Origin of the sequence: Priestia sp. D3YE.R1, assembly GCF_049199565.1 — a bacterium.
GTDB classification, from domain to species: domain Bacteria; phylum Bacillota; class Bacilli; order Bacillales; family Bacillaceae_H; genus Priestia; species Priestia aryabhattai.
Genome location: NZ_JBLTHW010000001.1, coordinates 1,713,908 through 1,739,834 on the forward strand (window position 1 = coordinate 1,713,908; position 25,927 = coordinate 1,739,834).

Genomic DNA, 25,927 nt, shown 5'->3' on the forward strand with positions numbered 1-25,927 from the left:
TATCTTCACTTGAATGTGCAAAAGACGGTGTCTTTTAAACGTTGAATTTCGTTTAATGCTTCTTCCTGCTTATGAATTACCCAATCTGGCAATGAGTGTTCAACCGACAGCTCGTCGAAACAAGCCCCGCATGTTTTAACTTCAATATAAGATTCAATATACTGAAGGTGATCTAAGTTATAAGCCCAAAGTCGACGTTCAGGGCAGATTGTTTCCAAGTAAAGCGGAAGCTGAAAAAAAGGATCTACTGCTTCAGAAAGTTCTAACGGTCCTTGGCCCTCAGCGCTGATGACGTCTAGATAACCACAGTGAGGACACGTGCATGAGTGCGTTGACCCGCTCAATTTTTTATCCAGTTTTACAACTCGCGCACATAGTTCGCAGTTTGGACATTTTACTAAGATAAAGTCAAGGAACTTATCTAAAAATTGTTGCTGTATTACTTGCTGATTTGTCATTTTTTGTACCTCTAACTGTCAAACTTTTTTTAGTTACGAAAATAAATCATGAAACCTACATACTATTCATAACACATGATGGTGGTTAAAACAACAAAAACCCTTTTCGACAGAAGGGTTGTGTGATATAGTATGACAAATCAGAATAAATAAAGAAAAATGGTGAGAAAAATGAGTCAAAACGAACAATGGACATCAAAAATCGGCTTTATCTTGGCATCTGCCGGTTCAGCAATTGGAATAGGAGCCATTTGGAAACTTCCTTATGTAGCCGGAACAAGCGGAGGTGGAGCCTTCTTTTTACTGTTTATCTTGTTTACAGCAATTATTGGTTTACCGCTTTTGCTTGCTGAATTTGTACTAGGTAGACATACACAAAAAGAAGCAATTCGTGCTTATGATGCAGTCGCTCCCGGTTCTCTCTGGAAAGGCATCGGGTATTTAGGCGTGATTACATGCTTCATTTTATTATCATTCTATAGTGTAGTAGGAGGATGGATTTTACAATATATTTTTGCAAGCGTCACGGGTCAGTTGAATGGAGTAAGTGACTACGGGAGTTTATTTAACTCCACCATCGCTAATCCGGCAAGTGCTGTTATCTCTCAATTTGTTTTTCTTCTTTTAACAATTGTTGTAGTCGCAAGAGGCATTCAAAATGGTATTGAAAAAGCAAACAAAATTTTAATGCCTGCTCTCTTTATTTTATTTATTATTATTATTATTCGTTCTTTAACATTAGACGGAGCGATGGAAGGCGTATCTTTCTTTTTGTATCCAGATTTTTCAAAGCTTACCTCCCAAACCATTTTGTTTGCAATGGGACAAGCATTCTTTTCGCTTAGCGTAGGCGTTTCGGTTATGGTTACGTACAGTTCGTATCTGTCTAAGCAGCAAAACTTGCCAAAATCGGCTATTTCAATTTCAGCGTTAAATATTTTGATTTCTTTACTAGCAGGGCTGGCAATTTTCCCTGCGGTCTTTTCAATGGGCGTAAAGCCGACGGAAGGCCCAGGTCTTTTATTTATTGTATTGCCTTCTATTTTTGAACAGCTTCCGTTCGGAATTGTGTTTCAAACTTTCTTTTTGGCGCTGTTTTTATTTGCTACTTTAACATCTGCGTTTTCGATGTTAGAAATTATTGTTGCTTCATTAGCCAAAGGAGAGCAGCATAAGCGTATAAAGCTATCTTGGATTTCAGGCTTACTAATCTTTGTGGTAGGAATACCTTCAGCGCTATCGTATGGTTTATTAAGTGACGTATCGATCTTTGGAAAAAGCATTTTTGACGCTTTTGATTTTCTTGTAAGTAATATCCTTATGCCTCTCGGTGCTCTTTTAATTGCCATCTTTGTTCCTTGGAAAATGAAAAAAGATGTGCTTATTGAAGAATTTAAGCATGGTTCAACGAATGTGAAGCGCTGGTTTTCTTTATGGCTTCTTGCCATTCGATATATCGCACCGGTTTTAATTATCATTGTATTTATTAATATGCTAGGCTTTATCTAACGAAAAAACGCTATTAAAACGCTTGGTTTTAATAGCGTTTTTTGGGAGGAAGAGGAGGAGTATGATGCTTGATTTCTTGTACGATATGTTTGTAGGAGCAGGGGTATTTATTTTATTATTAATTCTGTTGCTAGTAGCGAGAACGTCGGGAAAACGCAAGAAATAGGCGGGTATAATTCCCAGTGTGAAAACCCAAAAAAAGACTAACACCACAGAATTAAACTATGATAATATATTATCCTATGAGCATAACCAATGCTCACATATGTTGTGATGAAGCGTTTTTTAGAAAGAGGGATCATCTTGAGTGGAGAAGTTCTTGTCAAGATTTTATCTCAAGCGTATGAACAAAAAAAGACATTACCAATCGTCTCATTCTCGTCTTTTTTTGAACAAAAAAAGGTGGGCTTTCGTTTAAATAACGATGTGTCCGCTGATATCATCTACCATACGCTTACATGTATTCAGAGAAAAACGTGTGTCCAAGATGTGTTAGTGGAAGTACTAAAAGTTGATAGTCCAAACAATGACGGGGCATTTTCTGATTGTGTATATATTTTAGCAAATGGTACAAAACAGCAAGTGAAAGAATGGGTTCAACCCTTACATCCTAAAAGAGTGAAGCAAGGATATCAGCACGGGACACCCATTGATGCGCCACAGTTAAAAAATGACTACCACGTGTTTGCCGTTACTTGGTCATAAGCGTTTAACCCAAAAAACATCCTGCTGTCGCTGCAGGATGTTTTTTGTTAATAAGGATGAGCGTCTTTTCCTTTTTCATTAGCTTCTTCTACCGCATCGGCAGCTTTGTTACTTCCTAACGGTGAACCGCCTTCTTTTGGCAATTTACCGTATGTAGGAGTTATTTCTGCTCCCATTTCAATTTCTAAAGAGCCATCATCATGCATGAGAAGACCTATACCGTTGGCTACCCGATTGCCGTAGTCAAAATCGCATTGAGTTAAAAGCTCAATCATCTTTGTTTGAACGGTATGGTGACAGCATTTTAAGCCGTCTACTAAGTTTTGAATAAGCTCATCACGCTCCCAGTCCTCTAGTAAACGGTAGCGTTCACCGGCTTGCTTAAAGTCATTTGTACGATCAATTTTTTCTTTTTTACATTTCCTTCAACATAAGGCTGATGAGGTTTTGGATGGTCATGCGCTTCTTGAAGACCCCCAAGAGAAGAAGGCTCATTGACGCGTAGTAAGCGTCTGTTCGTTCTCTCCGCTTGCATAGCGTTTGTCTTCCGAGTCACCTGATCCGCTGACATTTGTACCATGCATGCCTTTATGGCTCATAAAATAATCCTCCTTGTTTCCAACATAATAAGACTATTTTTTTCAGCCCTCGCTTTTTTATTCATTAATATGGAAATAATATAAATTTTTAGAAGAAAAGCTGTTTTACTGAAGAGGGGAACAAATCCGCTAAACGAATAAATTTTAAAAAAGTTTCACATTTCGAAAAAAAATAAATTGTTTTTTTTGAAATATAAAGATAATGTTACGGGTGATTTTTTACCTATTATTAGTGTAGGAAAAGGAATAATATTGGAATATATTAGCTTTTTTGTCGAACTTATTAAGTGTTAAACGACAAGAAACTACGACAATATACACCATACAGCTGTGCTGCTGTCGTTTCCTGTAACATAAATGTAATATTAGTGATGTTATTTTGTAATAATGTGTTGTTACAATGTAAACGTCTTATAGATTAGTAGATTATGGCATTGGAGGAACCTTTTTTTATGAAAAAGTTGATATATTCGTTAGCGTTATGTGGATCTTTAACAGTAGTACCTACAATTAGTGAAGCTGCTTTAGGAGATGCTACGCTACACCCAGGAACAAGTAATTCAGATGTGAAAGAATTACAGCAAAAATTAAAAAACAAAGGTTATTTTACATACGGTACAACCACAAACTATTACGGTTCAATCACGACTAGCGCAGTAAAATCGTTTCAGCGTGCAAATGGTTTATCTGCAGATGGTATTGCAGGTCCATCTACATTTAATAAGCTGCTAGGAAGCGGAAGTTCATCAATTAGCTCAAGTTCATTATTGCGCGTTGGTTCAACTGGATCAAACGTACAATCTTTACAGCAACAGCTAAAGAATAAAGGTTATTTTAAAGGAACTACAACTCAATATTTCGGTTCAATTACAAAGAATGCAGTAATGGCATTTCAACGTGCAAACGGACTCTCTGTGGACGGAATTGCGGGTCCAGCTACGTTAAGTAAATTAAAAAATGGCGGTTCTAGCGCTTCAACTGGCGGTTCTAGCTCTAGCAGTTCAACTATTTTACGTCAAGGCATGAAAGGTTCAGCAGTAAGCAGCCTTCAGCAAAAACTAAAAAATAAAGGTTACTTCTCAGCTGGTGTAACAGGCTACTTTGGCTCAATTACAACAAGTGCAGTAAAATCATTTCAGCGTGCAAATGGTTTATTAGTAGACGGAGAAGCGGGTCCGGATACGCTGAATAAATTAAATTCAAGCAGCTCTAGCAGCTCAAAACCTTCAACATCAACAGGAAGCAGCACAAGCTCAAGCTCAGCTTCAAAAGTTATTTCATACGGTAAACGTTTTATGGGAACACCTTACGTTTGGGGCGGAGCTGCGCCTGGAGGATTTGATTGCAGCGGTTACCTTAACTATGTATATCGCAATGCAGTAGGTGTAAGTCTTCCTCGTACAGTGGCTAGCATCTATCAAACTGGTACGCGTGTAAGTTCACCTCAGCCTGGCGATATCGTTTTCTTTGAAACGTACCAACCAGGAGCTAGCCATGCTGGAATTTATATCGGAAACGGTCAATTCATGCATGCAGGTTCTTCAACAGGCGTAACAATTACATCACTAAGCAACTCTTACTGGTCAAAACGTTACTTAGGAGCAAAGCGTTACCTATAAGATAAGAGTGTAATAAAAAGGAGTAGTTGTAGAACTATTCCTTTTTTCTGTGCACCATAAACGTAAAAGTAGGAAATTTTTGTGTCGTTTGGTATGATAATTAGGAAATAAACAAAAGGAGTGTATAACATGGCTATTGTAGATGTAACCATTATTCCGGTAGGTACGGAAACGCCAAGCGTGAGTCAGTATGTAGCTGATATTCAAAAGGTGTTGGCCAAGCATGAAGATGAAATTACATATCAATTAACCCCTATGAATACGTTGATTGAAGGGGAATTAAGCACGCTGCTAAAAATTGTTCAAGAGATGCATGAAGTACCTTTTGAAAATGGTATTCAGCGCGTATGTACCAATTTACGAATTGATGATCGCCGTGATAAAGAAAATCATACGATGGCTGGGAAATTACAATCAGTACAGTCTAAATTAAAAGCAAAATAAATAGTATGAAATACAATAAAAAACGCTTGAGTATCCACTCAGGCGTTTTTTATTGTATTTATACTTAAGTAGCATGCACAAGAGAAAAAATTTGAAAAGCGACGCGCAGCCGAAGGGTTTCCTCTGATGTGTGAATAGGTCTTTTTAATAACTCTTCGCATTTTTCGATTCGATAGATTACCGTGTTCCGGTGAACGAATAACTGCTTAGCAGTCTCTGAGATTTGGCAATTGGAATTTAGATATGTTTCAAGCGTGTCAAGTAAGATGGAGCGATCTTTTTTATCGTACTGCAGCAAACCTTCTAATGTTTGAGAATAGTAATCCTGTAAATCGTTTGCTGGAAGCAACCTCAGCAGTTCTTTAAACTGTTTTGGCTGATAAAATTGAATAAGCTTCGACTGATCTTTAAAATGGATGGTTTCAAGAGCTTCAACAGCTTCTTTATATGAGTCAGCGATTGTAAGTAGGGATTGGCTTTGGTTTCCAATTCCAAATGACATTCGCTTATCGTAGTGACGGTAAACAGCTTCCTGCAAGCGATGCAAGCATTCTATAATCATAGGTTGAGAATGAGGTGTAAACAAAAGGATGTAAAGATTGTCATAGAAAAACAAAATGGCCTCTGTACGACCTGCTGATAACTCATATTGAAGGAGCTCATAGATCATATCATCATCGCTGTAAGGCGTGAATGTAGAATGAATTTTCCCAACGGCGCAAATATAGCTGTTTCCTGCTGATAAGCCCATCATCTGTGCTTGAAAGGAAGCATCCTCAGGTGTTTTATAATAATTGTTAACAAGCTGATTGAAAAAATCGTTTTTTCGTCGCCGTTCAGCTTCATACAAAGCCTGCTGTCTCATCATTTCGAAGGATAAAACGTTTGTCGCTTGTTCAATCGTTAGGAGCGCTGAATCGGATAAAGAAACTTGGTGTTCAATAAGTAAATAACTGTACTTTCTTGTATGAGTAGCAATGGGAAAAAGCGTAACGGTTTTTTTTGTGTGTAAAAAGGAAAAGGCTGTGTATTTTGACGTTCGTAAAAACAGCTGCTTAGCACCCACTACCGCTTCTTCCATCGGGAGTGAAAAAGGTTCGCGTTTGTTTGTGTAAAAGAGTTCATGGCCATGGGTATCAAAAAGGGCAACGTGAGCATTGCATAACGTTCGAATGGACTGCATAATTTTCTCCATGCCTTTTCCTTGTAAGATGTAGGAGGAAAATAGCTGATGTGTGACCATCGCTTGCTGAAGCTCGGCTGTTTTTTTATCTAAAATAAAGCTGAGAGATTCGTTAATAACCGCGCCTAACGTTTCGTCCGTTTGGAAATCAATGATCGGAAAGTGAAGTTCATCAGCTAGCTGACAAATAGAAGCAGGCACGTGTTCGAAAAAGCGCTTCGTTTTTATGGCCAATCCTGCACATTTCTTTTTAGCCATTCCTTCTACAAGTTTTGCTAAGCTTTCTTCATGTTCTTTGAAGTGATAACCCGTTGTAATTAAAAATTCTCCTTCTTTTAAAAAAGATAAAATATCGGGTGCGTCCATCATATTGACGTTATGTACTTTGCGGGTGACTCCTTTTTGCCCAGCTACTACAGATGCTTTCTCGTAAATTGGAATGCGTAAAAGAGTTTGTAGTTCCATTATTCATTACTCCTTTTGTTAAAAATTCTCACATTTACCTGCGCGTATTTTTATCTATCTTTTATTTTATAAGAAAATTTAGTTAAAATAAATAAAATTTTCAGAAAAAAATGTATAAATTGTTAATGAAGAAGTTTTTTCAATCCTGTAAGATAAAATAAATAACATATAATGTTAGAAAAAGTGACGTATATAAGACTTTGCGTATTTAGTGATAATAGCTAAAAAACCACTAAATCATTGTAGGAAGTGTTAATGAAAACAATCAGTCATTTTCTTAAAATGAAGATAGCAGGAGGGATAGCAATGGTTGCAGATATGACGGGAAAATCTAAGCTTTGTCAGCAAATCGAAGAAAATATTAGCTGGTTGTCACAGTTTGGGTTAGATGAAAAAGAAGGGGTTACGAGACTTTTATATACGGAACAGTGGAATGCAGCTCAAAAGGCATTGGAAGAAAAAATGAGGGGACTTCACCTCAAAACGTATTACGATGATGTAGGAAATTTATTTGGACGGTTGCAAGGAACGGGTCCAGAACAACAAGTTATTTTAACAGGATCCCATATCGACACCGTGATAAACGGAGGAAAATATGACGGGGCGTTTGGTGTTGTAGCAGGTATCATTGCTCTGCAGTACCTATATGCGCATTATGGCTCCCCTACAAAAACCTTAGAGGTTGTATCACTTTGTGAAGAAGAAGGTAGCAGATTTCCTCTTACGTATTGGGGATCAGGTAATATGAATGGATTACACAGCAAAAGTGATGCAAAACATGTTATAAATAAAGAAGGGGTTAAGCTAGATGACGCAATGAAACAGCTCAATTTCGGAGAAGGCCTCCACAGCGAGCCATACCGCACGGACATCGCTTCTTTTATTGAACTGCATATCGAGCAAGGAAAGCAGCTTGAAATGTCTCATTGCGATATCGGAATTGTTTCTAGTATCGTCGGGCAGAAACGGTTTACAGTATCTGTTAAAGGTGAAAGTAACCATGCGGGCACAACCCCTATGAACATCAGAAAAGATGCATTTTATGTGAGCTGCAAACTCGCTAAAGCATTTATTGAATTGAGCGAAAAATATCAGAACGCTTTATACGTAACGGTTGGCAAAATTACACTTTCTCCAAACGCACCGAATGTCATACCAGGATATGTAGAATTCACGGTCGATATAAGACATCATAAGTATGAGGTTTTACAAGAAGCAGAACGAGAAATGAAGGAAATTATAAAGCGAACAGCAGGGGATTTAGAAGTGAATATCAACTGCTGGATGGATGAAAAACCCGTCGCCATGAGCGAAAAATTATCTGAACTTTCCAAAATTATTTCCTCGGAAAAGAATATCTCCTCCCGAGAATTAGTAAGCGGTGCAGGACACGACTCGCAGGTATTCGGGCGAAGAGTTCCCACATGTTTGTTATTCGTACCGAGCCAAGATGGAATCAGCCATTCCCCAAAGGAATTCACCAAAGGAGAACAGTTAGAAAAAGGAGTAAAGGTCTTAATAGAACTATTATATAAACTTGCCTACTAGGAGGAATTTGACATGACTATCACAAAACAGCTTCATACACCGCCGCGTACAATTATGACACCCGGACCCGTAGAAGCAGATCCACGCGTATTAAGAGCATTAGGAACACCTATTTTAGGTCAGTTTGACCCCGCATTTACGCGCATTATGAACGAAACGATGGAAATGCTTCGTGAACTATTTCAAACCAAAAACAAATGGGCTTTTCCCGTTGATGGAACATCTAGAGCTGGGATTGAAGCAGTTCTTGCAAGTGTAGTTGAGCCAGGCGATAAAGTATTCGTCCCGATTTTCGGCCGCTTCGGCTATTTATTAACGGAAATTGCCGAGCGCTACGGAGCTGAGGTACACAATATTGAATGCGAATGGGGGGAAGTGTTTGACCCTGAGACAGTAATCCATGAAATAAAAAAAGTAAACCCAAAAATCGTTGCAATGGTTCATGGTGAAACCTCTACAGGAAGAATGCAGCCCCTTAAAGAAATTGGTGCTGCATGTCGCGACCAAGATGTTTTGTTTATCGTCGACGCAGTAGCCACTATCGGCGGTACGGATGTAAAAGTAGACGAGTGGAACATTGACGCATTGATTGCAGGTACACAAAAATGTTTATCTGTTCCGTCGGGTATGGCACCTATTACGTACAATGATCGTGTTGAAAAAATTATCATGGAACGTAAAAAAGTTGAAAAAGGAATTGCGACAAAAGCAGATGCTCAAACTGTTCGTCTGCGTCCGAATATTATCAGCAACTATTTTGATTTGAGTCAGCTTCAAGACTATTGGAGTGAGCGCAGGCTAAATCATCACACGGAAGCAACGTCCATGCTCTATGCTTTAAGAGAAGGACTGCGCATTATTTTAGAAGAAGGGTTAGAAGAAAGATTTGCAAGGCATCGTCTTCACGAAAAAGCACTTGTAGCCGGAATTAAAGCAATGGGATTATCGTTATTCGGGGATGAGCATTCAAAAGTTCCAACCGTTACGTGTGTCTTAATTCCGCTTGGAGTTGACGGAGAAGCAGTTCGTTCGACGCTTCTTGAACAATTTGGAATTGAAATCGCAAGTTCTTTCGGGCCGATGCACGGAAAAATATGGCGTATCGGTACAATGGGATACAGCTGCCGGAAAGACAACATTCTCTTTACATTGGCTGGTCTTGAAGCAGTGCTTATTCGAAACGGGGCAAGCGTGAATGCAGGTTCTGCTTTGCAAGCAGCATTAGAAGTTTACGAGGAAGAGGTAGCGTTGTCTAGTCTGTAAAGATTCGTTTTATTCATCATATAAAGAAAAGAGGAGATTTTCTATGAGCGAATACTTTTTCACACACCCCTATGCATCGCAGCGTACGTGCACGTTTGGAAAAAACGGAATGGTAGCAACCAGTCAGCCTCTTGCCGCTCAGGCGGGTCTTGAAATGTTGAAAAAAGGAGGCAATGCAGTAGATGCTGCTATTGCCTCCGCAGCTTGTTTAACGGTTGTAGAACCTACGTCAAATGGAATTGGCGGAGACGCATTTGCTCTTGTGTGGATAAATGAAGAGCTATACGGACTCAACGCGAGCGGTCCTGCTCCTGCTTCTATCTCTATTGAAGCTCTGCATGCCATGGGGATAACAGAGATGCCGGCTCGCGGTTTTGTTCCTGTTACGGTCCCAGGGGCCCCGAGCGCGTGGGCGGAGCTGTCAAAACGCTTTGGCCGGCTATCGTTAAAAGAAGTGCTGCAGCCCGCTATTTCATATGCACAAGAAGGGTTCCCAATCTCCCCGATTTTAGGGTACAATTGGGAACGAGCGTTTGAACGATTTACACACGCGTTAAAAGGTGACGAATATAAGCACTGGTTTGAGACATTTACCAACAATGGATCTGCTCCTAAGGTAGGGGAAATGTGGCGGTCACCAGACCACGCTGCTACGCTGCTTGAAATTGCCGAAACGAATGGAGAATCTTTTTATAGAGGGAACTTAGCTGATAAAATAGCAGCTTTTTCGAAAAAACACGGCGGATTTTTAGCAAAAGAGGATTTAGCAGCTTTTAAAGCAGAGTGGGTAAAGCCGATTTCAACTTCTTACCGAGGATACGATGTGTGGGAAATACCGCCCAACGGCCAAGGCCTTATTGCGCTTTTAGCTCTAAATACGCTAAAAGGTTTTTCTTTTGATGCCAAAGATTCTGTCGATACATACCACAAGCAAATTGAAGCTATGAAGCTAGCGTTTGCAGATGGACAAAAATTCATTACAGATGCTGATAAAATGACAGTAGCAGTTGAAGACTTATTGAATGATTCTTATGCAAACAAGCGCAGAGGGCTAATTGGTGAAAAAGCGCTTATTCCCGAAGCCGGACAGCCGTCTCATAGCGGCACGATCTATTTAGCGACAGCCGATGGAGAAGGAAACATGGTATCATTCATTCAAAGTAATTACATGGATTTTGGCTCAGGGCTTGTCGTACCTAATACGGGCATATGCCTGCAAAACCGCGGGCATAATTTTTCGTTAGACCCACAGCACCATAATCGGTTAGAGCCTGGAAAACGAACCTATCATACCATTATTCCTGGATTTTTAACAAAGAATAAAAGTGCTGTAGGTTCATTCGGTGTAATGGGCAAATTCATGCAGCCTCAAGGACATGTGCAAGTCGTCATGAATATGATTGATTTTCATCTAAATCCTCAGGCAGCTTTAGATGCACCAAGATGGCAGTGGATTGAACACAAAAAGGTTCTTGTGGAAAAAGAAATGCCTTCACATATTGTAGAAGCATTAGAACGCAAAGGGCATGATATTCATGTGGCTACGAGCAGACATACGTTTGGAAGAGGGCAGATTATTTTAAGAGATGAACAAACCGGTGTATTATACGGCGGTACAGAAGCGCGAACAGACGGAGCCGTCGTTGCTTATTAGATCACAGAGAAAGGAGCGCGAGAAATGCGACAATTGGATATTTTTATAGCGTTTTTTCGCTCAGGTATGCTCGGCTACGGAGGAGGACCGTCAGCTATTCCACTTGTTAAAAAAGAAGTGGTCGATACGTACAAGTGGATGGATGACGATGAATTTGGCGATTTATTAGCAATTGCCAATACGCTGCCTGGGCCTATTGCTACAAAGCTCGCTGGATACATCGGCTATCGAGTCGGCGGTATTTTGGGTCTCGTGACAGCTTTATTTGCAGCCGTCATTCCAACCGTTTTTTTAATGGTATTGCTGTTAACAACTTTAACGCAATTTAAAGATCAGCCGTGGGTTATGGGCATGACAAAAGCAGTTGTCCCTGTAGTAGGAGTGATGCTCGCAGTTATGACGTGGGACTTTTTTAAAAAATCAACGTCTGGTTTAGGATGGACGCCAGCTATTATCTTACTCATTATTAGCTTAGGTTTAATGGAATTTGCCCATATCCATCCAGCGGTCATTATTATTGTCCTTATGGCAGCAGCTTGGATTCCGCTAAAACGAAAAGGAAAAAAAGACGAAAGTGCTGAGCAGAAGCAGAAGAGGGAATCGGTATGATTTATATTCAGCTATTTATGGCGTTTTTTGTTTCAAATATTTTAGGCTATGGAGGCGGACCTGCGTCGATTCCGCTTATTCAAAAAGAAGTCGTAGATCGCTACCATTGGCTTACGGTCAAAGAGTTTAGTGAAATGCTAGCAATTGGAAATGCGCTGCCGGGTCCGATTGCGACAAAAATGGCGGGGTTTATCGGATATCAGCAGGCAGGGGTTTTAGGCTCGGTGGTTGCTCTTTTTGCAACGATTGCTCCGTCGGTTTTACTTTTAGTTATTTTACTTCGAATATTATTTAAGTATAAAGATTCGCCAAACGTAAAAAAAATGACGAACTACATTCGTCCTGTTATCGCCATTTTACTGGGCTTGATGGCGTATGAATTTTTTATGAATTCATACGGTGATTCAGGTATATGGCAGACTCTATTTTTAGTAGCAGCCAGCTTTCTTTTATTGGAAAAATTACGTGTGCATCCAGCGTTCGTTATTGTCGGAGCACTCGTATACGGAGCTGTTTTTCTCGCGTGAATGAAGCTCTCAAATGATGAGAGTTTTTTTGTGTAAAAGAGACGAAAAGAGGGAGAGCGATGGTTGAAAAAGCGGTGTTAGAAAACGTTCAGGATCTGGTTAACTTGCGAATTTTGCTTATGAAAGAACTCGGAGAATTAAACGGGAACGAGGAGCTGTTTCAAAAAGCTACAGAAGAATATTTTACTGCAAATATAAATAATCCAAATAGCTATACGGCTATTTTAAAAGCGGATGGAGAAATTGTATCAGCAGGAAGCATCGTCTTTTTTATACGTCCGCCTTCACCGGGTAACCTCCAAGGGAAAGAAGCATATGTTATGAACATGTATACAGCTTTTGATCACCGAAAGCACGGCTATTCTTCCGCTATTTTAAAGCATTTGATGCAGTACGGCCAAAAAAGTGGTGTAACCCGAATATGGTTAAATGCTTCCTCCGCTGGAAAAAGCTTGTACCAAAAACATGGATTTATTGAATATGGATCTGAAATGGAATACAAGTTTGAAAAAAATTAAAACAGCAAAACTCTTGATAGAGATGGGTTTGAAGGAGTCATAGTTTTTAAAAAATAAAAAAAATAATAAAAAGTGTTGACGAAGATAAAAAAACCATTCATAATACAAATCAACATCACACAACATTACACACAACTTGGAAGCGACAAACAGTTTCAAACGATTGGAACTGATCATCCAAGTACACATACATAGTCAATACTGAGCGTTGATAGGAGCACTAGTAGAAAAAATTTCCCTGTAACAGAGAGCTGACGGTTGCTGCGAGTCAGAACAAAAATTTTTTCGAAGTACATTCCTTGAGCATCTTTTCCGAGCAGGAAAAGACGGCCTAGCCGTTATTTTAATGAAGAGGCAAGCGAAACGCTTGCAACTAGGGTGGTACCGCGAACTTTCGTCCCTACTGACTCTTAAGAACAATCTTAAGGGTGAGTAGGGACTTTTTGTATTTCGGTCCATTATAATTTTATATCCATTACAAGCGATGAAAAGAGCATAGTAGCAAAATCTTCCCTGTAACAGAGAGCTGATGGTTGGTGCGAATCAGTACAAAAGAGATTGCGAATTACATTCTTGGAGCTTTCTTTTGGCGATAGTCAAAAGCGGCAATAGCCGTTATCTTAATGAAGAGGCAAGCAATGCTTGCAATTAGGGTGGTACCGCGATCAATTCGTCCCTACTGATACAATCAGTAGGGACTTTTTGTATATCCGCATAAGCGGCTGTGTAGGTGTAAAACGGGTTTTTCAATACAAACTAATCGAGAAGATCCGTTCAAGGTTATAAAATCAAAGGAGGATTTTTAAAATGACAAAATCACTAGAACAATTACGAGGACAAATCGACGAAATAAATTTAGAAATTTTAGAATTATTAAATAAACGCGGTGAAATCGCACAAGAAATCGGAAAAGTAAAAGGGACACAAGGTGTGAATCGCTTTGATCCAGTTCGTGAACGTAAATCGTTAGATCAAATCTTAGCTAACCATAATGGACCATTCGAAGCTTCAACAATTCAGCATATTTTCAAAGAAATTTTCAAAGCAAGCTTAGAGCTTCAAGAAGACGATCACCGTAAAGCACTTCTTGTATCTCGCAAAAAGAAATCTGAAGATACAATCGTTGACATCAACGGCACAAAAGTAGGTCCTGGAAACTTAGAATTTGTAATGGGACCATGTGCAGTAGAAAGCTACGAACAAGTAAAAGAAGTGGGCTTAGCGCTTAAAGAACAAGGCATTACATTAATGCGCGGCGGAGCGTTCAAACCACGTACATCACCTTACGATTTCCAAGGTCTTGGAGTGGAAGGGTTAAAAATCTTACGTCAAGTAGGAGATGAGCTAGGCCTATCAATTATCAGTGAAATTGTTTCTCCTCAAGATATTGAAACGGCTCTAGACTACGTAGATGTGATTCAAATTGGTGCACGTAACATGCAAAACTTCGAGCTATTAAAAGCTGCAGGTTCTGTAGACAAACCAATTCTTTTAAAACGTGGATTGGCAGCAACAATTGAAGAATTCATTAACGCTGCTGAATACATTATGTCTCGCGGAAATGGAAACATTATTCTTTGTGAACGCGGTATCCGCACATACGAGCGTGCAACACGCAACACATTAGATATCTCAGCTGTTCCAATCTTGAAAAAAGAAACGCATTTACCAGTTGTAGTAGACGTAACGCATTCAACAGGACGCAAAGACTTACTATTACCATGTGCAAAAGCAGCGATTGCTATCGGCGCAGATGCTGTAATGGCAGAAGTTCATCCAGACCCAGCAGTAGCACTATCAGATTCAGCACAGCAAATGAACATTCCTGAATTCCACAAATTCATGGAAGAATTAAAAGGTGCAGCAGTAAAATTATCTTAATTTCATAGTGATACAGTGATAAGAAACTAGTAGCAAACATTTCCCTGTCTCAGAGAGCTGACGGTTGGTGAAAGTCAGTACAAAAATGTGAGCGAATTACACTCTTGGAGTACTCTTTTACAGAGCGGTCAGCGGATCGTTAACAATTCGAGGTGGCAAGCAATGTTTGCAACTAGGGTGGTATCGCGAGAAAGACTCGTCCCTATGACGTAGGGGCGAGTCTTTTTATTTTTTATAACAGAAAGGAATCGATAATATGAGATATTTAACAGCAGGAGAATCGCACGGCCCTCAATTAACAGCGATTATTGAAGGAGTACCGGCAGGGCTTGAATTAACAGCCGAACATATTAATGAAGATTTAGCAAGAAGACAAAAGGGACATGGGCGCGGACGCCGCATGCAGATTGAAAAAGATCAAGTTCAGATTAAAGGCGGGGTTCGCCACGGTGAAACGCTTGGTTCACCCATTGCTTTAGTCGTTGAAAACAAAGATTTTACTCACTGGAGAAATATTATGGGTGCTGATCCAGTTGATCATGATGCTGAAGTAAAGCGACAAATCACAAAACCTCGTCCAGGTCATGCGGATTTAAATGGAGCGATTAAATACGGTCACAGAGATATGCGAAACGTATTGGAACGTTCATCTGCTCGTGAAACGACGGTACGAGTAGCCACAGGCGCAGTTGCCAAACAGGTACTAAAAGCTGTAGGCGTAAATATTGCGTGTCACGTACTTGAAATCGGCGGTGTGAAAGCTGAAAAAACGGCATATGAGTCACTGACAGAACTTCAGGAAAAAACAGAAGCGTCACCTGTTCGCTGCTTAGATGAAGAAGCGGGACAGAAAATGATGAAAGCAATCGATGATGCAAAAGAAAATGGAGACAGCATTGGTGGCGTAGTGGAAGTAGTAGTAGAAGGAATGCCTACTGCAGTAGGAAGTTACGTGCACTATGATCGTAAGTTAGATTCAAAGCTAGCTGCTGCTATTATGAGCATTAACGCGTTTAAAGGCGTTGAAATCGGCGTAGGCTTTGAAGCAGCTCGCAGACCGGGAAGTGAAGTCCATGATGAAATTCTATGGGATGAACAAAACGGCTATACGCGTAAAACGAACAACGCTGGAGGTTTAGAAGGAGGCATGACAACAGGGATGCCGATTGTTGTGCGAGGTGTCATGAAACCTATTCCTACCTTATACAAGCCGCTGCAAAGTGTAGATATTGATACAAAAGAGCCATTTGCTGCAAGTATTGAACGCTCAGACAGCTGTGCAGTACCGGCGGCAGCGGTTGTAGCAGAATCAGTGATTGCTTGGGAACTAGCATCTGCTATTATCGATCAGTTTGGGGCAGATCGAATTCAGTTAATTCAAGAAAACGTAAAAAAACATGAAGAATACGCAAAGCAATTTTAATGAATAGAGGAGAATGAAAGGTGAAAACACGTGTATTACTTATTGGCGTCGGCCTTATTGGAGGATCAGTAGCGCTAGCTATGAAGAAGCATCGTCACGTCACAGTCGTTGGAGCTGATATCAATACAAATGAAGTACAAGTAGCCAACCAGCTAGGTATCGTTGATTATGTAGCTGAAGATATAAAAACAGAAGCAGCCCAAGCAGATTATATCGTGCTTGCTACTCCAGTAGAGTACACGACAGCATGGATACACGACCTTTCTACTTGGAAGCTTAAAGAAACGGTTATCGTAACGGATGTCGGAAGTACCAAAGGTGAAATTATGAAAGCAGCCCAAGCGCTGAATAAGAAACGTATTTCATTTATTGGCGGGCATCCGATGGCTGGTTCTCATACGAGCGGTGCAGTCAATGCACGAGCGGATTTATTTTGTTCGGCGCGCTATATTTTAACGCCGTTTGAAAATGAGCAAAAAGAAAAAATAGATGCGCTTATGCATTTGCTAGAGCCTACAGGTGCACAATTTGTACCGCTTGATGCAGCTACTCATGACCAAATCACTGGAGTTGTCAGTCATTTACCCCATGTGATTGCGACCAGCCTTGTAAGACAAGTCAAAGGATATTCAGCAAATAATCAGCTTGTTACAGAAATGGCGGCAGGCGGTTTTCGAGATATTACCAGAATTGCTTCAAGCAATCCTCATATGTGGAGAGACATATTAAAACAAAACCGTTCTATGCTTTTAACATTGCTTGATGACTGGATGAAAGAAATGGAACAAGTAAAACTATTAGTAGAAAAAGGTGACGGACACGAGTTATTTGATTACTTTTCAGATGCCAAAGAATTTCGTGATTCGCTTCACGCATAAAAGGAGAGACAGATTGTGACAGTAAAAGCTTTACGAGGAACGATTCAAATTCCAGGAGATAAATCCATTTCTCACCGTTCCGTTATGTTTGGTTCAATCGCAGAAGGAACAACAACAATTAACGGATTTTTGCCAGGAGATGATTGCCTTAGCACCATTTCCTGCTTTCAAAAACTAGGTGTAGATATTCAAATGATTGATGAACAAAGCGTTGTGGTAAAAGGAAAAGGTCTACAAGCTCTAAAAGAGCCATCTGATATTTTAGATGTCGGAAATTCGGGCACCACGATTCGCCTCATGATGGGCATTTTAGCAAATACACCTTTTCATTCAACGTTAATTGGAGACGAATCCATTGCCAAACGTCCCATGAAGCGTGTGACCGGTCCGCTGCGTGATATGAATATTCATTTAGATGGCCGAGAAGACGCTAATTTTACGCCGCTTGTTATTAGAGGTGGTAAAGCAAAAGGTATGCACTATACATCTCCTGTTGCAAGCGCACAAGTAAAATCAGCTATTTTACTTGCTGGACTGCAGGCAGAAGGAACAACTTCTGTAACGGAACCGGCGAAATCGCGTGATCATACAGAACGTATGCTAGAGGCGTTTGGAGTTAAAGTGGACGAAGAAGGCTTAACCGTTTCAATTGAAGGCGGTCAAACGTTAAAAGGAACGCATGTAGAAGTGCCTGGTGATATTTCGTCAGCTGCATTCTTTTTAGTAGCCGGGGCTATTATTGCAAACAGCCGCATTGAAATTCAAAAAGTTGGGATGAATCCGACTCGAACGGGTATTTTAGATGTGCTTTCAAATATGGGCGCTTCGATCGAGACAGTCAAAGAAACAAAAGAAACAGCGGAACCCTATGCAGATTTAGTTGTAGAAGCTTCTCACTTAAAAGGTACGGAAGTAGGCGGAGACTTAATTCCACGCCTAATTGACGAAATCCCAATTATTGCACTAGCTGCCACACAAGCAGAAGGGATTACAGTTATTAAAGATGCTGCAGAGTTAAAAGTCAAAGAAACAAACCGTATTGATACGGTAGTGAATGAGTTAACCAAAATGGGAGCTAACATTGAAGCAACAGAAGATGGAATGATTATTCACGGAGGTACAAAACTTCATGGGGCAAATGTAAACAGCCACGGAGATCACCGTATCGGCATGATGCTCGCTGTTGCCTCTTGTATTGCAGAAGGAGAAACAATTATTGAAAATCGTGATGCGGTATCCGTTTCGTACCCGCAGTTTTTTGCTCATCTAGAGTCTTTACAGCAGTAAATTCCCTTATTATGTTAAAATAGCAGTTTGAAAGTTGTGAGGAATTTATAAAATTAAAACCAATGACTCTATATTTCGCCGGAGAAATCCGATATAATCATTACAACACCTCTAGTATTAAATAGAATTTGGTGAATGATTATGTTTTTGATGATTGTCTACATCGGGGCCATTTTATTTTTTATAAAAATGTTTATGGATCGAGATTTTATTTGGTTTTTGTTTCTATTGCCATTTTTGATGTTTGTTATGTTTTTTGAAACAGACTATCTTGATCATGTCCCTGAATCTGGAAGGTTAATTATCTTTACGTTTTCTTTTTTAGTCATTTATGCAATGGTTTTAGTGTATAATCGATACTTTAGAAAAGAAGGATGTAAAGAGTAAACTCAAATGTGAATCCATTGATAATGATAAAAAAAGCATGCCCTACGGCGTGCTTTTTTTATCGCTTGAATCGACATCCACTGGTGTGAGCGGCTTTTTAGCAGGGCCTTCTACCACAGATCCGTCGTAAGAGAAACGAGAACCGTGACAAGGGCAGTCCCATGTGCGGTCACCGGCGTTCCAATTTACTTCACACCCTAAGTGCGTGCATGTAGTATCGACGCAGTGAAGCTTCCCTTGAGGATCTTTGTAAGCCCCCGTACGTTTGCTGTTTACATATACAACTGACCCTTCATCATTTTGAAGCTGATCCAGTCCTTTTTCAGGCATGGAAAACTTACCGGTAATAAAATGTTCAGCCACATCAAGATTTTGACGAAAGAAATGCTTAAGGCTAGGGTCCGCATAAAAACGAGACGGATTATATAACTCTGCATAGGGGTTGTCTTTTCCTGTTATTGCATCTCGAATAATATGTGCTGCAATGGTGCTATGAGTCATTCCCCATTTTTTAAATCCGGTAGCAATAAAGATATTTGGCTTGCTTTCTTTAATGGGACCGATATATGGAATTTTATCAAGCGTAAATAAATCTTGTGCAGACCATTTGTAACGAAAATGTTGAACAGTAAAATTTTCTTCAGCAAACCTCTGAAGGGACTCATAGTGGAACATAGTATTAATTCCTTGTCCAGCTTTGTGGCCTTCTCCACCAATTAAGATGAGTTCTTCTCCGTCAACTTTTGTTGAACGCAGTGAATGAGTAGGCTGATCAGCACTTAAATACATGCCTCCAGGGTAAGCTTGTTCAACTTTTGCTGCTAACACATACGAACGTTTAGCATACATGCGCGTATAGTAAAAGCCCGCTCCATCATAAAAGGGAAAGTGTGAACATGCCACTACATATTTGCAAGAAATTCGATGTCCGTCTCTTGTGACGACCGTGGGCGACGTGCTTTCTTCTACATCCGTTGCTACGGTGTTCTCAAAAATCAATCCGCCGCTTTCTGTGAATTTTTTTACTAAATGAAGCAGATATTTTAACGGATGAAACTGAGCTTGATCTTTCATAATAGCTGCTGCCCTAATATCAAAACTAAAAGGAAGCTCTGTTGCAAATTCACATGGAATATGTAATCGCTGATAGGCTCGAAATTCTTTGCGAACTCGATGATCAAACTCCAGCGTTTCTCCGTATAAGTAAGCATCTTGTACTGAAAAATCACAGTCAATGTTTTCCGTTTGAATTAAGTTTTTCATAAACTGCAAGGCTTGTTCGTTTGCTTTATAATACAGCAGCGTTTTTTCTTCGCCAATGTGTGAAAGCAGCTCATCGTAGATAACGTCATGCTGAGCTGTAATCTTTGCTGTTGTGTGACCGGTTGTCCCATTTAAAATATTATCAGCTTCAATTAACGCCACGTTCAGTCCTTCTTTTTGTAATAAATAAGCCGTTGTAATACCGCTAATACCGCCTCCTACTACTACAACATCAACTTTTCGATTTTCTGAAAGAGATGGGTATGTTGGAAACTTTAAATGATCGCGCCAGTAGGGCTCAGTATCCTTTGGGATATTTGCCAATTTATTCACCTCCATATGATAAGTCTTATTTTTACCATAGTTTTCTAAAAAATGTATACAAAATAAAGGAATCTACTCTAATAGCATCTCTTTGCTATACCTATTTAAACAAAAGGAGGAGAAAAGAGTGATTACAATCAGCCTTTGTATGATTGTCGCGAACGAAGAAGAAGTTAAACCAAAACATTTGCTCTTCAAGATCCTTCTTTTTCAACATGGCTTCCGCATCTGCACTTTGCCATTTGCTTTGATAGAATTGGTGAATAAAAAGCAGAACATGAAATAATAAAGGTTACAGATTTAAACATGCAGAGCAATAAATTCATATAAATGATAGGGAGCATCATATAATAAAAGTATAGATGCTTAATTCGGCAAAAGGTATTTAAATATCAAGGTCCAAATAAAAGGGCAAACGGCATGTTTGTCCTTTTTTCATGATTATAGTGACAATTTTCATATATAGTAATAAAGTATATATATAGCAAAAAAATCCCAATTTTAAAGAATATAAAAAACGGCTTAAAACCAAAACAAGTTGTACTCTTAGAGTATGTAGCACGTGCAAAAAAACGAAATAATATGTAGTATTGTAATACAGGACGTAATTGGGAAGAAAAATGTAAACGTTGACAAAAAGAGGAGGGGTACCATGTTGGGTTCACTACCTAATGTTATAAATACGTCAACGCTCGTGTCTTCAAGTGAACAACAAGAAGCGTCATCTGAATCATTTAAAACATATACTCATAAAGGAAAAAAATTCAAGGTTTATTTACCTAAATCCTATCATATTTTAAAATCTTATCCACTAATGGTTATGCTGCATGGATGTACACAAAATGCAGATGATTTTGCGATAGGCACGCAAATGAACGAGCTCGCCGACGAAAAGGAATTTATTGTCGTATATCCACAGCAGTCTTCTAACTCAAATATGAATAAGTGCTGGAACTGGTTTGAACCGCTTCATCAAATTAGAGGATTTGGCGAGCCAGCTATTATTGCAGGGATTGTAAAAAAAGTCCAAAACATGCACTTTATTCAGAAAAATAAAGTGTTTATTGCCGGTCTGTCAGCAGGAGGAGCCATGAGCATCGTTATGGGGGTAACGTATCCAGAACTGTTTGCTGGAATAGGTGTGTCAGCAGGTATCGAATATCAGGCGGCTCTCAACGTATTTAATGCGTATTCCGTCATGGCCAGTAAAGGTCCTTCCCCCGTTAAACAAGGAAGAATTGCTTATCAGCAAATGGGAAAACGGGCAAAGCCACTGCCGCTCATTGTATTTCATGGTAACGCCGATTCGACGGTAAATGTAGCCAATGCAGATCAAGTGGTTCACCAGTGGATTACAACGAATAATCTTGCTTATAACGGAAAAATAGATGGATGGATTCAGAATAGCCCGGTTAAAACGAGAGAGGAAAAAATTCTCTTTGGACGGGATTATACAACATATCGCTACGAAAGCAGTAAGGGAGAATTGGCTATTGATAAATATATTATCAATGGAATGGGGCATGCATGGTCAGGAGGGAATTCAGCGGGCAGCTATACGGATCCTAAAGGCCCCAATGCTAGCCGAATCATGTGGGATTTTTTCATGAGTCAAAAAGTATAAATAGAGCATATAATGAGGTTCAGTTGCGTTCTTATCGCAGAGAAGAAGAGCTGAAAGTAGCTCTTCCGGCCCTTATTAGTATAAAGAAGCAGCTGCAGGAGCAATCATTTTAACTAGACGGTTTTTTCTAAAAATTAGGATTTGATTATTTAGAAAACGGGTACTGTAATAAAGAAATATGAAGCCAAAATTACATAGCTTAGGATTGACAGCTTATAGTTGTAAATGTAAGATAACTGCGAGCTGCATTTTGTATGATTAAAACATTAAAATAAGCCGAAAACTGAACAAATAAATAGAAATTGAAAGATGAGCGGGTAAGGAAAAGGAGATTAAAAAATGAATATTGCATTTTTCTTAGTACCAAAAAGTGATGTTGTAACATTAAATATTCAATCTACATTAAGACAGGCTCTTGAAAAAATGGAGTATCATCGCTATTCTACAGTTCCGCTGGTTGACGATGATGGTAAATATGTGGGCGTTCTTACTGAAGGAGATCTTCTTTGGAAGTTAAAAAGCCTAGGAGACTATCGCTTTCAAGATACGGAAAATATTAAATTAACAGAGATTGACCGCTATCAAGATTATAACCCAGTTGCTATATATGATGAAGTTCAAAACATCCTTTCAAAGGCAATTGACCAAAACTTTGTGCCTGTAACGGATGATCAAGGCGTATTTATTGGAATTGTGAGAAGAAGAGAAATTCTAGAGTTTTATGCAGAAAGCGCAAGCAAAGTGAAAAATCAAATATAAAAAGCCGTCTCTAGATGGCTTTTTTTCTTGTCTTATCTCCCCCGTACATATTCCTAAAAACAGGCGTAGGTCATGGCCCACAGCAATGCACTTCCTTGTACTAGTTTACATAATCTATTTATATATAGGTATAAAATTGCCTATATAAATCTTATTTATAGATAAGGATGGTTTATGTGAGTTACAACAACAAAAAGAAGTGTTGCTGGTGTTCTAATCAGTATTATTACAAAACTTCTGGTTATGATCCAAGAAGTAGCCACGAAGGAAAATGCTGTCATAACGATTATAAGCATAACGATCATTGTCCTAAACATGATGATGATCATCGTTCAGGTCATAAAAAATGTCATCATGGCGGGGGTCACGGTAGCGATCATGGCGGTAACCACGGTGGGGGTCATGGCGGCAACCACGGCGGGAGTCATGGCGGCAACCACGATGGAGGGCATCACGATGGTAACCACAGTGGCGGACATCACGGCGGACATCACGACGGTTGTAAAAAACGTCATTGCTGCAAAAGACGTAACTGCTGCTGGGGCTGGGTTTTTTAATACCGGAGCTTTGAAGCAACAGAAAGAACTCAAGAAATTGAGTTCTTTTTTTGTAAGTTGAAACTTATAAACGGTATACTTCGTATATATAGTAAGAGCATTTTGGAGGAGGAAAAAAATGTTTAAAAAAATGTTTGCTAAAATTGGAGTTGGAGCTGCCAAAGTGGATTTACGATTAAATGAAACGGCTTATACGCTCGGTCATGTAATTGAAGGAGCTATTGTCATTCAAGGTGGAAACGTTCAGCAACATATTAATTTAATTGATGTTGAATTTTGGCTTGAAGTTCAAATGAAAAGCGGTCAAATGCATACACACCGTGTGGAAAGCCTGCGCGCAGCTTCTTCATTTACAATTAATGAGGGAGAGAAAAAGGAAATTCCATTTACATATCATTTACCTTTGGATCTTCCAATCTCTGCGAGCAACGTTAGCTATTTCTTTAAGACACACTTAGATATTGAAGGGGGAGTTGACTCAACAGACCGGGACCCTGTGCGCATTAAAGCTCCAACAAGCTTATATCAGCTAGTAGAGGGATTTGAAGCACTTGGGTTTAGAGAAAAACATCATTCAGGAAAATTTAACGGATACAAACAAGAATTTGCATTTTTTCCTACAGACTTCTTAAAGGGGTATGTAAATGAGGTTGAGTTTGAGGTAGCTATTGAACGAGAAGGTATCCGAGTGCTATTGGAGCTAGATTTACCTTCTTTCGGCCGAGAGAGGGAAATAAAAAACGAACTCTTTTTTACCAATGATGAACTCAGCCATCCATCCACTATCGCTCGTTTGCTGGAAGAAGCGATGGAAGAGATGATGGAAAATCCTCGAGACTATGAGTATTATAAGCCTTCTCACTATGATCAGCATTCACACCACCCACGTATGAGCGGGTTAGGAGGAGCAATGGGAGGCTTTGCAGCCGGTATGTTAGGAGGGCTTCTCATTGAGAATTTGATGGATGATATGTTTGAAGACTCGGCGCTTGGTGAAATCGGAGAAGATATTGAAGAAGCCGGGGAGGATCTGTTGGATGGAGATTTTTTTGATGGAGGAGACGATTGGTAAAAGGGATTTTGAATAAATAAAAAGGATGATTAATGATGATCATCCTTTTTTTCTTTCTTCTTTCTTTTTTTTACTTCTATATACTTAATGTGAAAATCTTCTATAATCAAAACTTTAAAGTAAAATTGCTCATGCTGAATAATATCATTTTTGGCCACATCAAACTTTTCGGTTAACACCCACCCGGCAATGGTATCTACTTCTTCGTCGCTAATATTCGTGCCTAGTAAATCATTTACTTGGCTAATGAGCATTTTTCCGTCAAGAATATAATGATCGTCTTTAATTTTTTGTACATAAGGAATTTCGTCTGTGTCAAACTCATCTCGAATTTCTCCCACAATTTCTTCAATAATGTCTTCTACTGTGACAAGCCCTGCGGTTCCACCATACTCATCAAAAAGAATAGCCATTTGAATGCGTTCTTTTTGCATCTTTACAAGCAAGTCATGAATAGGTACGGTTTCAATTACTTTAAAAATAGGCTTGACATACGATTCTAACGTATTGGTACCGTCTTTTTCGTTGAATACAATATCATTATAAATTTCTTTAATATTAACGAGACCGATTACTTTATCTTTATCCCCATCTTCAACAATTGGATAGCGCGTATATTTTTCGACATTTGCGATTTGCAAGAAAACCTCTACGACGTCGTCTTTGGAAGCACTCACAATTTCCGTACGAGGGACCATTACTTCTCTAGCTAAACGATCATCAAAATCAAAAATTTTGCTCATATATCGATATTCGGATTGATTGATTTCACCGCCTTCAAAGCTCTCAGATAACAAAATACGAAGCTCTTCTTCACTATGAGCAGCTTCATTTTCTGAAATCATCGTTATACCAAAAAACTTGGTCAACATACGAGCTGAGCCGTTTAATATTTTAATGAACGGATACATCAGTTTGTAAAACACGATAATCGGTTTTGCAAAGTTCAGCGTAATTTGTTCAGCCATTTGAATAGCAAACGTTTTAGGAGCTAATTCTCCTAAGACAACATGTAAAAAAGTAATAACAACAAATGCAATGACAAAAGATAAAATACCAGCAAGCGGCTCATTCATATGGAAGGTAGTAAAAAGAGGGTGAAGCAGCCGATCTAGCGTCGGTTCACCAAGCCAACCAAGCCCGAGAGCCGTGATGGTGATACCAAGCTGACAAGCGGATAGATATTCATCTAGATGTGTAATAACATGTTTGGCAGAGACGGCTTTTTTATTTCCTTCTTCTAGAAGCTGATTGATTTTTGAACTTCTTACTTTTACAATAGCGAATTCTGTGGCTACAAAAAAAGCAGTTAATGCAATTAAAACTGCGACTAATAGTAATTTTACGGCGATCATTAAAGTCACCACCTTG

At 39.4% G+C, this 25,927-nt stretch carries 25 protein-coding genes, 1 pseudogene and 3 other annotated features; of the genes and pseudogenes, 20 read left to right on the forward strand and 6 right to left on the reverse strand.

Going from position 1 to position 25,927, the window contains the following annotated elements:
* Nucleotides 1-5 precede the first annotated feature (5 nt).
* Nucleotides 6-458 (reverse strand): hypothetical protein, encoded by a 453-nt coding sequence (locus ACOZIR_RS09285; protein WP_028412776.1) that lies wholly within the window; start codon nt 456-458, stop codon nt 6-8.
* 171 nt (nt 459-629) lie between these two features.
* On the opposite strand from ACOZIR_RS09285, the gene ACOZIR_RS09290 reads away from it, so the two are divergent.
* The gene (locus tag ACOZIR_RS09290; protein ID WP_045294860.1) at nt 630-1,967 is read left to right on the forward strand and encodes a sodium-dependent transporter; all 1,338 of its coding nucleotides are present in this window, start codon (nt 630-632) and stop codon (nt 1,965-1,967) included.
* 303 nt (nt 1,968-2,270) lie between these two features.
* Entirely contained in the window at nt 2,271-2,672 is a 402-nt protein-coding gene (locus tag ACOZIR_RS09295; protein ID WP_224357839.1) for a hypothetical protein, read from the forward strand.
* 47 nt (nt 2,673-2,719) lie between these two features.
* Here ACOZIR_RS09295 and ACOZIR_RS09300 read toward each other — a convergent pair whose 3' ends face one another.
* Entirely contained in the window at nt 2,720-2,947 is a 228-nt protein-coding gene (locus tag ACOZIR_RS09300) for a hypothetical protein (RefSeq protein WP_272946349.1), read from the reverse strand.
* Nucleotides 2,948-3,076, reverse strand: a pseudogene (locus ACOZIR_RS09305) (catalase-related domain-containing protein); the annotation flags it as partial.
* Nucleotides 3,077-3,723: 647 nt separating this feature from the next.
* Between ACOZIR_RS09305 and ACOZIR_RS09310 the strand changes: the two are divergent.
* Nucleotides 3,724-4,890 (forward strand): peptidoglycan-binding protein, encoded by a 1,167-nt coding sequence (locus ACOZIR_RS09310; RefSeq protein WP_045294866.1) that lies wholly within the window; start codon nt 3,724-3,726, stop codon nt 4,888-4,890.
* Between the two features lie 129 nt (nt 4,891-5,019).
* Entirely contained in the window at nt 5,020-5,334 is a 315-nt protein-coding gene (locus ACOZIR_RS09315) for an MTH1187 family thiamine-binding protein (RefSeq protein ID WP_013057706.1), read from the forward strand.
* Between the two features lie 64 nt (nt 5,335-5,398).
* Here the strand turns inward: ACOZIR_RS09315 and ACOZIR_RS09320 are convergent, their stop codons facing one another.
* Entirely contained in the window at nt 5,399-6,982 is a 1,584-nt protein-coding gene (locus ACOZIR_RS09320; RefSeq protein ID WP_045294868.1) for a PucR family transcriptional regulator, read from the reverse strand.
* 306 nt (nt 6,983-7,288) lie between these two features.
* Here ACOZIR_RS09320 and allC point away from each other — a divergent pair, with 306 nt between their 5' ends.
* The 11 genes from allC to ACOZIR_RS09375 all read left to right on the forward strand — a co-directional run bounded on the left by allC (nt 7,289) and on the right by ACOZIR_RS09375 (nt 18,957).
* A complete protein-coding gene (allC, locus tag ACOZIR_RS09325; protein WP_237758577.1) occupies nt 7,289-8,530 on the forward strand; it encodes an allantoate deiminase in 1,242 nt (413 codons plus the stop codon).
* A gap of 12 nt (nt 8,531-8,542) precedes the next feature.
* Nucleotides 8,543-9,793: a pyridoxal-phosphate-dependent aminotransferase family protein gene (locus ACOZIR_RS09330; protein ID WP_045294871.1), complete on the forward strand. Its 1,251-nt coding sequence runs from the start codon at nt 8,543-8,545 to the stop codon at nt 9,791-9,793.
* A gap of 43 nt (nt 9,794-9,836) precedes the next feature.
* Nucleotides 9,837-11,447 carry a gamma-glutamyltransferase gene (ggt, locus tag ACOZIR_RS09335; protein ID WP_045294872.1) on the forward strand — a complete coding sequence of 537 codons (1,611 nt, stop codon included), beginning with the start codon at nt 9,837-9,839 and terminating at the stop codon, nt 11,445-11,447.
* Nucleotides 11,448-11,471: 24 nt separating this feature from the next.
* Nucleotides 11,472-12,056 (forward strand): chromate transporter, encoded by a 585-nt coding sequence (locus ACOZIR_RS09340; protein ID WP_045294874.1) that lies wholly within the window; start codon nt 11,472-11,474, stop codon nt 12,054-12,056.
* Entirely contained in the window at nt 12,053-12,583 is a 531-nt protein-coding gene (locus tag ACOZIR_RS09345; RefSeq protein ID WP_045294875.1) for a chromate transporter, read from the forward strand. Before ACOZIR_RS09340 ends, ACOZIR_RS09345 begins: the two co-directional genes overlap by 4 nt.
* Nucleotides 12,584-12,642: 59 nt before the next feature.
* Nucleotides 12,643-13,101, forward strand: coding sequence for a GNAT family N-acetyltransferase (locus ACOZIR_RS09350; protein WP_328120640.1), 459 nt, complete (start codon nt 12,643-12,645; stop codon nt 13,099-13,101).
* Nucleotides 13,102-13,300: 199 nt separating this feature from the next.
* Nucleotides 13,301-13,506: a binding site (T-box leader), on the forward strand.
* A gap of 70 nt (nt 13,507-13,576) precedes the next feature.
* Nucleotides 13,577-13,782, forward strand: a binding site (T-box leader).
* Nucleotides 13,783-13,908: 126 nt separating this feature from the next.
* Nucleotides 13,909-14,982 carry a bifunctional 3-deoxy-7-phosphoheptulonate synthase/chorismate mutase gene (locus tag ACOZIR_RS09355; RefSeq protein ID WP_013057698.1) on the forward strand — a complete coding sequence of 358 codons (1,074 nt, stop codon included), beginning with the start codon at nt 13,909-13,911 and terminating at the stop codon, nt 14,980-14,982.
* A 6-nt stretch (nt 14,983-14,988) separates the two neighbouring features.
* Nucleotides 14,989-15,189: a binding site (T-box leader), on the forward strand.
* Nucleotides 15,190-15,238: 49 nt separating this feature from the next.
* The gene (aroC, locus tag ACOZIR_RS09360; protein WP_045294879.1) at nt 15,239-16,405 is read left to right on the forward strand and encodes a chorismate synthase; all 1,167 of its coding nucleotides are present in this window, start codon (nt 15,239-15,241) and stop codon (nt 16,403-16,405) included.
* Nucleotides 16,406-16,425: 20 nt separating this feature from the next.
* Nucleotides 16,426-17,283: a prephenate dehydrogenase gene (locus tag ACOZIR_RS09365; RefSeq protein ID WP_045294881.1), complete on the forward strand. Its 858-nt coding sequence runs from the start codon at nt 16,426-16,428 to the stop codon at nt 17,281-17,283.
* 15 nt (nt 17,284-17,298) lie between these two features.
* Nucleotides 17,299-18,570, forward strand: a complete 1,272-nt coding sequence (gene aroA / locus ACOZIR_RS09370) for a 3-phosphoshikimate 1-carboxyvinyltransferase (protein ID WP_045294882.1) — start codon at nt 17,299-17,301, stop codon at nt 18,568-18,570.
* A 141-nt stretch (nt 18,571-18,711) separates the two neighbouring features.
* A complete protein-coding gene (locus tag ACOZIR_RS09375; protein WP_013057694.1) occupies nt 18,712-18,957 on the forward strand; it encodes a hypothetical protein in 246 nt (81 codons plus the stop codon).
* Nucleotides 18,958-18,999: 42 nt separating this feature from the next.
* Here the strand turns inward: ACOZIR_RS09375 and ACOZIR_RS09380 are convergent, their stop codons facing one another.
* A complete protein-coding gene (locus ACOZIR_RS09380) occupies nt 19,000-20,544 on the reverse strand; it encodes an FAD-dependent oxidoreductase (RefSeq protein ID WP_080890236.1) in 1,545 nt (514 codons plus the stop codon).
* A 127-nt stretch (nt 20,545-20,671) separates the two neighbouring features.
* Between ACOZIR_RS09380 and ACOZIR_RS09385 the strand changes: the two genes are divergently transcribed.
* The 5 genes from ACOZIR_RS09385 (at nt 20,672) to ACOZIR_RS09405 (ending at nt 24,556) form a co-directional block, all read left to right on the forward strand.
* Nucleotides 20,672-20,830 carry a hypothetical protein gene (locus ACOZIR_RS09385; protein ID WP_160297369.1) on the forward strand — a complete coding sequence of 53 codons (159 nt, stop codon included), beginning with the start codon at nt 20,672-20,674 and terminating at the stop codon, nt 20,828-20,830.
* Between the two features lie 366 nt (nt 20,831-21,196).
* The gene (locus ACOZIR_RS09390) at nt 21,197-22,168 is read left to right on the forward strand and encodes an alpha/beta hydrolase family esterase (protein ID WP_045294887.1); all 972 of its coding nucleotides are present in this window, start codon (nt 21,197-21,199) and stop codon (nt 22,166-22,168) included.
* 339 nt (nt 22,169-22,507) lie between these two features.
* Nucleotides 22,508-22,927 carry a CBS domain-containing protein gene (locus ACOZIR_RS09395; protein WP_013057690.1) on the forward strand — a complete coding sequence of 140 codons (420 nt, stop codon included), beginning with the start codon at nt 22,508-22,510 and terminating at the stop codon, nt 22,925-22,927.
* A gap of 243 nt (nt 22,928-23,170) precedes the next feature.
* Nucleotides 23,171-23,545, forward strand: a complete 375-nt coding sequence (locus ACOZIR_RS09400) for a hypothetical protein (RefSeq protein WP_340141943.1) — start codon at nt 23,171-23,173, stop codon at nt 23,543-23,545.
* Between the two features lie 57 nt (nt 23,546-23,602).
* A complete protein-coding gene (locus tag ACOZIR_RS09405; protein ID WP_045294892.1) occupies nt 23,603-24,556 on the forward strand; it encodes a sporulation protein in 954 nt (317 codons plus the stop codon).
* 29 nt (nt 24,557-24,585) lie between these two features.
* Here the strand turns inward: ACOZIR_RS09405 and ACOZIR_RS09410 are convergent, their stop codons facing one another.
* Nucleotides 24,586-25,911 carry a hemolysin family protein gene (locus ACOZIR_RS09410; protein WP_340141944.1) on the reverse strand — a complete coding sequence of 442 codons (1,326 nt, stop codon included), beginning with the start codon at nt 25,909-25,911 and terminating at the stop codon, nt 24,586-24,588.
* Nucleotides 25,912-25,927: the final 16 nt, after the last annotated feature.

What these genes read in the sequence shown, in the direction of transcription:
- ACOZIR_RS09395 (WP_013057690.1), top strand. Translation starts at nt 22,508, where the DNA reads ATGAATATTGCATTTTTCTTAGTACCAAAAAGTGATGTTGTAACATTA.
- ACOZIR_RS09355 (WP_013057698.1), top strand. Translation starts at nt 13,909, where the DNA reads ATGACAAAATCACTAGAACAATTACGAGGACAAATCGACGAAATAAAT.
- ACOZIR_RS09300 (WP_272946349.1), bottom strand. Translation starts at nt 2,947, where the DNA reads ATGATTGAGCTTTTAACTCAATGCGATTTTGACTACGGCAATCGGGTA.
- ACOZIR_RS09285 (WP_028412776.1), bottom strand. Translation starts at nt 458, where the DNA reads ATGACAAATCAGCAAGTAATACAGCAACAATTTTTAGATAAGTTCCTT.
- ACOZIR_RS09320 (WP_045294868.1), bottom strand. Translation starts at nt 6,982, where the DNA reads ATGGAACTACAAACTCTTTTACGCATTCCAATTTACGAGAAAGCATCT.
- ggt (WP_045294872.1), top strand. Translation starts at nt 9,837, where the DNA reads ATGAGCGAATACTTTTTCACACACCCCTATGCATCGCAGCGTACGTGC.
- ACOZIR_RS09400 (WP_340141943.1), top strand. Translation starts at nt 23,171, where the DNA reads ATGATCCAAGAAGTAGCCACGAAGGAAAATGCTGTCATAACGATTATA.
- ACOZIR_RS09390 (WP_045294887.1), top strand. Translation starts at nt 21,197, where the DNA reads ATGTTGGGTTCACTACCTAATGTTATAAATACGTCAACGCTCGTGTCT.
- ACOZIR_RS09310 (WP_045294866.1), top strand. Translation starts at nt 3,724, where the DNA reads ATGAAAAAGTTGATATATTCGTTAGCGTTATGTGGATCTTTAACAGTA.
- ACOZIR_RS09405 (WP_045294892.1), top strand. Translation starts at nt 23,603, where the DNA reads ATGTTTAAAAAAATGTTTGCTAAAATTGGAGTTGGAGCTGCCAAAGTG.
- allC (WP_237758577.1), top strand. Translation starts at nt 7,289, where the DNA reads ATGGTTGCAGATATGACGGGAAAATCTAAGCTTTGTCAGCAAATCGAA.
- ACOZIR_RS09290 (WP_045294860.1), top strand. Translation starts at nt 630, where the DNA reads ATGAGTCAAAACGAACAATGGACATCAAAAATCGGCTTTATCTTGGCA.
- ACOZIR_RS09375 (WP_013057694.1), top strand. Translation starts at nt 18,712, where the DNA reads ATGTTTTTGATGATTGTCTACATCGGGGCCATTTTATTTTTTATAAAA.
- ACOZIR_RS09340 (WP_045294874.1), top strand. Translation starts at nt 11,472, where the DNA reads ATGCGACAATTGGATATTTTTATAGCGTTTTTTCGCTCAGGTATGCTC.
- ACOZIR_RS09345 (WP_045294875.1), top strand. Translation starts at nt 12,053, where the DNA reads ATGATTTATATTCAGCTATTTATGGCGTTTTTTGTTTCAAATATTTTA.
- ACOZIR_RS09315 (WP_013057706.1), top strand. Translation starts at nt 5,020, where the DNA reads ATGGCTATTGTAGATGTAACCATTATTCCGGTAGGTACGGAAACGCCA.
- ACOZIR_RS09330 (WP_045294871.1), top strand. Translation starts at nt 8,543, where the DNA reads ATGACTATCACAAAACAGCTTCATACACCGCCGCGTACAATTATGACA.
- ACOZIR_RS09350 (WP_328120640.1), top strand. Translation starts at nt 12,643, where the DNA reads ATGGTTGAAAAAGCGGTGTTAGAAAACGTTCAGGATCTGGTTAACTTG.
- ACOZIR_RS09410 (WP_340141944.1), bottom strand. Translation starts at nt 25,911, where the DNA reads ATGATCGCCGTAAAATTACTATTAGTCGCAGTTTTAATTGCATTAACT.
- aroC (WP_045294879.1), top strand. Translation starts at nt 15,239, where the DNA reads ATGAGATATTTAACAGCAGGAGAATCGCACGGCCCTCAATTAACAGCG.